Genomic DNA, 9651 nt, shown 5'->3' with positions numbered 1-9651 from the left:
TGACATTGATGCAGCAAAGAAATACCAAGATCATATCGAACCTCTCAGGACGGTATTGCACAAGGCAACTTCGCCTGTATCACTTAAGACGGCGCTTAATATTGCGGGGATTACGGTTGGTCCGACTAGACTACCTGCTAAGATGCCGACCAAAGAGGACTCTCTGTATCGGGAGACGCAAAATGTCATTAGTGCTTATCAGCAGCAGGGCATTGTTTAGAAAAGGAGAACAACATTGAAAAAATTTGATTTGATGAAGAAAATTCTTGATAGTGGTGCACTTGCAGTCGTTCGAGCCAAACCGGAGAGAGTGCTCGAAATTGCTGAAGGTATTGTCAAAGGTGGTATTCCAGTTATGGAAATCAGTTATACGAATGCAGATGCTCCCGAAGCAATCGACCTTGTCCATAAACAGTTTGGTTCAAGCATTTTAGTGGGCGCAGGCACTGTCAACAATGGCGCAACGGCAAAAGACGCTATTGCTCATGGCGCAGGCTTTCTATATTCACCAATGTTTGATCGAGAGGTTATGAGTCTGGCCAATGAATATCAGATTCCTTATGCTCCTGGCTGTTCAACCGTGACAGAAGCAGTTGAGGCGATGAGGGCAGGGGCAACCTTTATTAAGTACTTTCCTTACGGTGGCTTACTAGGCCCTGATGTCATTAAAACAATTAAAACGCCAATTCCAGAAATGCCTTTGTTAGAATCAGGTGGTGTTGATGCAAGTAATGTTAAGCAGTGGTTTGAGGCTGGCGTTGAAGTTGTTGGCATTGGGAGTGCTTTATCCAAAGGGAGTCAGGACACGATTGAGGTAAGCGCTCGTTCTATTAGAGAAGAAATTGATGCATTTCGATCCACAAAAAAATAACACGGCCGGGGCTAAGCAAATAGCTTGGCTCTCTTGGCGTCTGAATTACGTTTCTATTAAAGACGAAAGGAGGGCAAATCATGCTGGACACCAATCAGTTGCAGGTCATTGACACAATGATTCAAAACCCCATTTTAACCAAGACACGGCTTAGCGAACAACTAAAGCTGACCAATCGGCAAATCGATTACGCAATAGAAAAGATCAATCAACAACTAAAAGATCATGCTGTGCCACGTATAGATGTGGATGGGGCCTACATTAATGTCCCGAGTAAAGCTTATCAGTACTTGTTAAGGCTACGGGCGTCGGAAAATTTGACGGCGCCTTCCAATTATGTCTTGAGTAGTAAAGAACGGCAACTGTTTCTGGCTTTACTATTAGCTTGTCACAATGGCTACTTATCATTAGTGCATCTGCAAGATTATTTAAAGGTTAGTCAATCCACAATTTCTAAAGATCTTAGGACTTTGGAAAGAAGACTTTTAAGCTATCAGCTTCGGATCCATTACGACCGTCGCGCAGGTTATCGACTTGAAGGTTCAGAGAACAAAATACGCGGATTTGTGATTAGGCTTGTCTCTAAGGAACTTTTTAAAAACCATGCTGACTTGTTGACGACCTGCGCTAAAATTATTCAGCACGTCAATGTTAGTGAGAAGTTAGACAAGATTTCACAAGAAGCACGGTCAAATAAAATAGATTTTGTTGAAAATCGGTTCCTTGAATTTGGCTATATCTTTATATTTATAATCGCGCGACTCCGAATTAAGAACGATTACCTGCCAGCTCGTGCGCGAAAATTCAATATACAGGGCACACAGGAATTCTTGCTTTCGGAAACGTTGTTGAGTGAGGAAGGCGTTCACAGTATCACGGCATCAGAATATCTAACAACCATTATCTTATGCTTGAGTGTTGGCGGATTAGAAAATATGCGTGCTGATCGGAATATCTTTTCGGTGACCAGTGAATTTGTCCAAAAGTTTTCAGACATTTCTGGCATTGTTTTCTCAGACCAGCATAAGGTGATTCGCCAGATGTTCACACATTTTCGTTCAATGTACTATCGGTTAGAGTTTAACTATCCCATTACAAATCCGTTGACTGAGCAAGTTATCAACAACTATCAAGAAGTTTTCAGCTTGGTCGCTCGGGCCATTCATTCATTTCGCGATATTCTTGGTGAAGTCCCAGATGATGAGATTGCGTTCTTAACGATCCATTTAATTAGTTTTATTTACACTGGTGATAGCTCGAAGAATGATTCAATCACAGCAGCCATTGTGTGCCCCAACGGTATTGGTAATTCCGCTCTGGCTTATTTACAGTTAACAAGTTTGTTCCCAAATATAAAGTTCCTAAAGCCCTTCCGTTATGCCGATTTGGATCGTTATTTAGACAGTGTCGACATGATCTTTTCAACGTTTTATCGAAGTGATCTTTTTACGAAAGGCAAACCGTGCTTCATCATTAAACCGATTATGTCCACGGAGGGAAAATATAATCTCATACAAGAAGTCAACACGCGCATGTCGTCAAGTACATTAACAATTCCGACGTTGAATTCTGTGATGAAGATTGTGGCTAAGACGATTAAAAATGACAAGCAGTTAGCTCAGATTCGAAGAGAGTTAGATGCCAATTTGTTTAAGCCAAAAGTTCGCCAGAGGACACATAAGCTTGCACTTGTCGATGTTTTGAGAGAGGACGATATTAAATTAGGCGTTGAGGCTGATTCTGCAAAAGAGGCCATCCGAATTGCAGCAAAACCACTAGTGGATCAGGGCGCTATTAATCAGAATTATGTCGAAAAAATGGTTTCGCCAGATGCACATGCCTTGTCTGCATATATTATTTCACCTGGTGTTGCACTACCACATTCTAATCCTGAAAACGGCGCCAAAAGGGTTGCTATTGGGATGACCGTTTTAAAAACTCCAATCGCTTTTGGCAAAATGGAAGACGGAAAAGTTAGATTCATTTTTGTGTTAAGCGCTGTTAATCCGACTGATCATTTGATGGTTTTGCAAGATCTGATGGACTTACTGGCTGATAGTCGTTTCATGGACTTATTAATTAGCCAAAAGACCGATGCACAAGATGTTCTGCGGTATTTACGCGAAAAGAGCAAGTTAAAGATGAAAAGTTGAGCTAGTCAGCGAAAGTTTATATGCCAACACATACACTACAACGGAAATCAGCTTGTCGGACTAATCCAGAATGGTTGTCTAATGGATTTGTACCCAGGCGGTCTTTCAATTATGAAATAGTTTGATTAATCTTGTTGTGTCGTGTTGGCATATTTGTGTGCTTGTCAAACATTTTAAATTTGACTAGACCGTTTCTGGGGTGTTCGCTTGTTAAAAACTTTAACCCGTTTAAGTAATTTGAATATGATCAGCAGAAGAATTATGTTTTTATGTTGCGTGAATTAACTTTTAGTGTCTCGAACGTTTATAGGTTCTTTTAGGGGCTTTTCAGAAGGGGGCAGGCTAAACTTAGAGAGCTTTTCCCCAAAAATTGAAGCCAATAAAAACAACATAACGACATTTTTTAACAACAAATTTAGCTCTTTTGCAGGCTAATGTTTCTTATTATGTAAGCGCAAACAAAATTATGTGCTTACAATACCGTTTGAATCATACCATTCACACGGTTATGAAGCGCATCAGCCAAAAACATCTTGATCTGTAAGCAACATATCAACAAGGAGGAGCAACATGACAACAGCAAAACTATGGGAGAAACCTGAATTGACCGATATCAATCGGATGGCGCCACGGAGCCACTTTGAGACTTTCTTTCCGGGTGAGAGCAGACAACCACGGAATTACCAGTTATTGAATGGTACGTGGCAATTTAAGTTCTTGGATGCACCAGAGTATGCGCCTGCTGATTTTATGGCAGTTGACTTTGATGATCACGATTGGGACCAGATTCCTGTGCCGAGTAACTGGCAATTGCAGGGCTATGGGAAAATGCATTATTCGGATCTGTGGTATAACTTTCCGATTAATCCGCCATTTGTGCCACGGGAGAATCCAACTGGGCTGTATCGCCGAACCTTTACGGTAGATGAGGTAGACGCTAATGAACAATACATTATTGGGTTTAATGGTGTTGATTCGGCCTTTAAGCTTTATCTCAATGGTGACTTTATTGGGTATAGCAAAGGAGCACGGTTGCCAAGCGAGTTTGATGTCACGAAGGCACTGAAGGCAGGAAGCAACACGATTGCGATTGAAGTCGTTCAGTGGTCAGATGGCACATATCTTGAAGATCAAGATATGTGGTGGTTAAGTGGCCTTTTCCGCGATGTGAGTCTATACTCGCGACCGCAAAATGGCCTTTATGACGTCCGCATCCGTACCTACCTCTCGCACGCTTATCGTATGGGTGAGCTGGTTGTTAAACCCACTTTATCGGGCGATGTGGCGTCAAAAATTCACTATGAATTAGCTAAGGATGGCGTCAAGCTGGTTGATCAAACATTACCAGCTGATGAAACTTTAGATGCCACTATTGATAATGTCCTAGCATGGTCTGCTGAGACTCCTCATCTGTACGATTTGACGATGACGGTCTTACAAAATGATCAGCCGCTTGAAGTCGTTCGGCAACGAGTTGGTTTTCGCCAGATTGAGTTGAATGGCAAAACATTTTTAGTCAATGGGAGAGCCATCAAATTCAAAGGTGTCAACATGCATGACTACAGCGCCACCAAAGGACGGGTCATGTCGGAAGCTGATTTTAAGAAGAACATTATTTTGATGAAACGGCATAACATTAACGCTATTCGTACGTCACATTATCCCAAAGCACCGTACTTTTATGATCTCTGTGACGAATTAGGGATGTACGTCATTGATGAAACTGACCTGGAATGTCATGGGTTTGAATTGACCGAACGTTATGACTGGATTACTGACGATCCTCGCTGGAAGACAGCCTATGTCGATCGAATGCGTCGTACGTTGCAACGGGATAAAAATCATCCCTCGATCATCATGTGGTCACTTGGCAATGAATCCGCTTTTGGTGATAACTTCCGAGCGATGGCTGCATATTGCAAAGCCGAAGATCCAACCCGTCTTGTTCACTATGAAGGCGATTTTGAAGCTGAAGTCAGTGATGTTTATTCAACCATGTACACCTGGCTTGAGCACGATACCAAGATGACCATGGCGGACGTCCTCCAGAAGACCCAAAAGCCGCACATTTTATGTGAATACGCCCATTCAATGGGTAACGGACCGGGTAATCTGAAAGAATATCAGGATCTGTTTTACGGTCATAAGCAGCTGCAAGGTGGCTTTATCTGGGAATGGTTTGATCAAGGTGTCGCGACTAAAGAAGGCGACCAGACGTATTACCGATATGGCGGTGATTTTGGTGACCAACCCAATAACGGAAACTTCTGTATTGACGGCTTGATTCGCCCAGATGGCAACCCTTCGACAGCACTGACAGAGGTGAAAAAGACGTTTGAGCCTTTCCAGATGACAGTTCACGACCTAGCCACAGAGACAGTGACAGTGACAAATCGACTTGATTTTCTAAACTCCGATGATTTCAGCTTTGAATATGAGCTGGAGTCTGATGGCCAGACAGTTGCAAAAGGCAAACTCACTTTGCCGACCATTCAGCCAGGAACAACCAAGACAGTTAAGCTAGGCATTCATTTACCAAAGCTTGATGCTGAAACCATTTATAATCTGCACTTGCTTACTGAGGTCAAAGCGTCAACAACTTGGGCCGATGCTGGAACAGTATTGTCACAATCAGTCATTAACCTACAAAGGCCAAAATATCAACTAGCTCATCAGAAGACGTTCGCGTTACAAGCAAATGAGAATGCCACGATGATCACAGTGACAGGCGGGGATTATGAATATCGTTTCGATAAGATCAAGGGTACTTTCAGTTTACGGCATGCTAGTCACGACTTAATTCGCGATGGTATCAAAATGAACTTCTGGCGTGCACCGATCGACAACGATATGTACTTACTCGATGATTACCACAATAAATATTTCCTGAATCTGTGGCATGAGAGCACCCGGGAGGTTCAGTTACAACCGCAAACCAATGGCGATTATGTTGTTAACTTAACCAAACAAGTGGGCACGACCAATAGCGGTTGGTATTACATGATCCGACAACAATATACCATTCACCAAGATGGCAGCTTTGATCTTGATGTCATAGGCAAAGCCAGTGGCAAGCGCGATATGGCACCGGAGATGTTGCCGCGGATCGGGGTCAAAATGACGTTGCCGAAAGCTTATCAGCAAGTGTCCTATGATGGCCTTGGCCCGACAGAGAACTACCTTGACTCGCACCAAGCGGCCTATTATAGCCACTTCACAAGCAGCGTTGACGATTTATTTATGAATTATGTGAAACCACAGGAAAATGGTAATCATATGGATACTGATCGGCTTGCGTTGGCAGATGGACAACATCAATTGACGTTAACGATGATGAAACCGCTGAATTTCAGCGTTTCTAACTATGCCGATGAAACGCTCGAAGCTGCTAAACACACGATAGATCTGAAGCAGTCAGATAGACTGAATCTGTATTTGGACTTCCGTCAGAACGGTTTGGGGACGAACTCGTGTGGGCAAAACCAGCTTAAACGCTATCGTTGCAAGTTTGATGACTTTGAACTCGGCTTTAACTTCAAAATGAATTAATGAAGGTGCCAAAAAGAAAGGAAGTGTTTCACGGTGTCAGAAGATAAATCACGGCAGCGGTTAGGCTCGGCAGCCTTAATGCTGATGACTTTCTCGGCGGTGTTTGCTTTCCCAAGCATCGTTAATAACAGCATTCAAATTGGTCTCGCGACGATTCCCGGTTACATTTTTGGCAGTCTCTTTTACTTTTTGCCGTTTATTTTGATGATTGCTGAATTCGCCTCGGCAAACTCTGACAAGGAGTCAGGCGTGCATAGCTGGCTGGAAAGCGTGCTGGGTAGTAAGTTTGCTTTCTTGGGAGCCTGGTCATATTTCTTCGTCAATCTGTTCTTCTTTGTTTCGTTGTTGCCGAACACTTTGATTTATGGGTCGTATGCGTTGCTAGGACATAACGTTTTTGGCGGGGCAATGGGAACAAAAATTATCTCGATCCTGTCGATTGTTCTTTTTTGGTTAGCAACCTGGGTTTGTATCAAAGGGGTTTCGTGGATTTCGACAGTTACCAATTTTGCTGGGACTGCACGATTGTTGATGGGCGTTATCTTCGTTGTTCTTGCCTTTGTGGTGGTCATGGGGATGGGGGAAAAGCCTGCCCAAGACTTCAGCATGAAGGCAATTACGCCGACGTTTAATTGGACATTCTTCATGACGATGGCGTGGATTTTGCAAGCTGTCGGCGGTGGTGAAAGCATTGGTGTTTATATCAAAGATACGAAAGGCGGCAACAAGACTTTTGTTCGCACCATGATTATTTCAACGCTTATTGTTGGTTTAATGTACGTTCTCGGCGCGATCGCTGTCGGCTTTGTGGTACCAAAGTCAGTTTTGGCCGGCAACTTCTCCAATGGGATCTTTGATATTTTTAAGATTTTAGGCACGCATTTCAACATCCCTGGCAATGTGATGGTCCGGCTCGTTGGTTTAATCCTCTTTATTGGGAGTCTGGGTTCATTGGCACTTTGGACAGCAGCGCCAGTTAAAGTCTTTTTCTCCGAAATTCCTGAAGGCGTCTTTGGTAAATGGCTGGTTAAAACCAATCAGGAAGGTAATCCAACAAATGCGCTGATCGTGCAAGGCTTTGTCGTGACCTTACTAATGATCGTTCCGGCACTTGGCATTGGTAATCTTGATAGCTTTTTGGAAACCCTGATTAACATGACGGCGGCGACATCTTTACTGCCGGTCTTGTTCCTGCTAATTGCTTATATCGTGTTGCGCTGGAAGAAAGACGATATGCCACGTGATTTTCGCTTTGGCAATCGAACAGTTGGGTTAATTGCCGGTATTTTCCTGCTATGCGTTTTTCTATTCGTCTTCTTCATGTCCACTGTTCCGGATCCGCATTTAATTACCGAGGAACTGGCAGGACATCTGCCAAAAGGAACCGCAAGCCCAATTGGCACTTTACTTTACAATGTGCTAGGCGTTGTCATCTTCATGGGTGTCGCTTGGATTTACTGGGATCGCTATGAAAAACGGGAGCGACTGACAAAAATCGAACCTGCATCCAGGTAAGATTGGGCATTCATTTTAAAAGCGCTATCTCATGGTCGCGGCAGATGCTGAGGCCATGTTGGTGCATTTAGCCGTTTTTGAAGGATAAAAAGGGGTCGAACATTGGCACAGATGATCGCATCAACACAAGTCAAACGTGTTTTAAAGACACGTCATCTTTCCATGATTGCACTAGGCGGCAGCATTGGTACTGGCTTGTTTGTTGCCAGTGGCAGTGCGATTGCAACAGCGGGTCCGGGCGGGGCAATCGTGGCCTATATTGCGATTGGGTTAATGGTCTTTTTCTTGATGACCAGTCTAGGCGAGATGGCAACTTATTCGCCGGTTTCGGGATCCTTTTCCGAGTATGCAAGTCGATTTGTGGATCCTGCTTTAGGGTTTGCGCTCGGATGGAACTATTGGCTAAACTGGGCAATTACTTTAGCAGTAGACGTGTTAACAACGGCGATTGTGATGCACTTTTGGTTGCCCAATTTACCGGGATGGGGCATCTCCGTTGGCTTTCTTGCACTGATTTTTGTCATTAACTTTGTTTCTGCGAAGTCGTTTGCCGAGACAGAGTATTGGCTGTCTCTAGTCAAAGTTGTGACAGTGATCGTTTTTCTGGGTGTTGGTGTTCTGACCATAGTCGGCATCATGGGGAGTGACAGTTCGGTTGGTTTGAAGAATTACACGACTGGGGCAGCGCCGTTCGTCGGCGGCTTGCCAGCAACACTTTCGGTATTTGTGGTGGCAGGCTTTTCGTTTCAGGGAACAGAACTGATTGGTATTACGGCAGGGGAAAGCGAGACGCCAGAGACCAGTATCCCCAAAGCGATCAAACAGGTTTTCTGGCGGATCTTATTGTTCTACATTCTGTCGATCGCCATTATCGCTGCAATCATTCCATATACTAGCCCTAACTTGCTGGGGTCATCGGTCAACGATGTGGCGACTTCGCCGTTTACGTTGGTTTTTAGTCGAATCGGCATGGCAGGCGCAGCAAGTATCATGAATGCCGTGATTCTTACCTCTGTGTTGTCCTCGGCTAACTCGGGAATGTATGCTTCGACTCGTATGCTGTGGGCAATGGCAGGATCGGGATTTGCTCCGCGGCTTTTTCAAAAGACGAATCGTCGTGGTGTTCCGATCGCTGCATTACTATTAACAACGCTGGTTGGCGGGATGACTTTTTTGACTAGCATCATGAGCCCAAGCGTCTATCAATTATTAGTGGCAGCATCAGGGTTAACCGGTTTTCTGGCATGGTTGGGCATCGCCATTTCACATCTGCGTTTCCGGAGAGCATTCATCAAGCAGGGTCATTCGCTGGATAAGTTAACGTATCACGCCAAATGGTTTCCCGTCGGCCCAATACTTGCAATGGTGATGAGTTTAATTGTGATCGTTGGACAGGACATTGGCTCATTATCCAATTTTGCTTGGCGGCGCCTCTTAATCTCCTATATGTCGATACCGCTATTCATTGGCTTATTTGTTTATTACAAAGTTAAAAACAAGACCAAACTAATTCCGCTTGATCAAATTGATTTAACAGATCATCGGGATCGATGTTCATAGATG

5 protein-coding genes and 1 pseudogene are annotated in these 9651 nt (G+C 43.9%); all 6 read left to right on the top strand.

Annotation, left to right across the window (positions count from 1 at the left end; translation table 11 throughout):
* Positions 1 to 220 (top strand): annotated as a pseudogene (locus BVJ53_RS14950) (dihydrodipicolinate synthase family protein); the annotation flags it as partial.
* 15 nt (positions 221 to 235) lie between these two features.
* Positions 236 to 871 carry a beta/alpha barrel domain-containing protein gene (locus BVJ53_RS07355; protein WP_129301853.1) on the top strand — a complete coding sequence of 212 codons (636 nt, stop codon included), beginning with the start codon at positions 236 to 238 and terminating at the stop codon, positions 869 to 871.
* Positions 872 to 951: 80 nt separating this feature from the next.
* Positions 952 to 3024, top strand: coding sequence for a BglG family transcription antiterminator (locus BVJ53_RS07350; RefSeq protein ID WP_129301852.1), 2073 nt, complete (start codon positions 952 to 954; stop codon positions 3022 to 3024).
* Positions 3025 to 3594: 570 nt separating this feature from the next.
* Complete coding sequence (ebgA, locus tag BVJ53_RS07345; RefSeq protein WP_129301851.1) at positions 3595 to 6573, top strand: beta-galactosidase subunit alpha; 2979 nt, start codon at positions 3595 to 3597, stop codon at positions 6571 to 6573.
* Between the two features lie 78 nt (positions 6574 to 6651).
* Entirely contained in the window at positions 6652 to 8088 is a 1437-nt protein-coding gene (locus BVJ53_RS07340; protein ID WP_191983433.1) for an amino acid permease, read from the top strand.
* Between the two features lie 111 nt (positions 8089 to 8199).
* The gene (locus BVJ53_RS07335) at positions 8200 to 9648 is read left to right on the top strand and encodes an amino acid permease (RefSeq protein ID WP_414467434.1); all 1449 of its coding nucleotides are present in this window, start codon (positions 8200 to 8202) and stop codon (positions 9646 to 9648) included.
* Positions 9649 to 9651 lie beyond the last annotated feature (3 nt).

Origin of the sequence: Lacticaseibacillus chiayiensis, from assembly GCF_004123795.1 — a bacterium.
GTDB classification, from domain to species: Bacteria; Bacillota; Bacilli; order Lactobacillales; family Lactobacillaceae; genus Lacticaseibacillus; species Lacticaseibacillus chiayiensis.
This window is presented reverse-complemented; position numbering and strand designations above follow the sequence as displayed.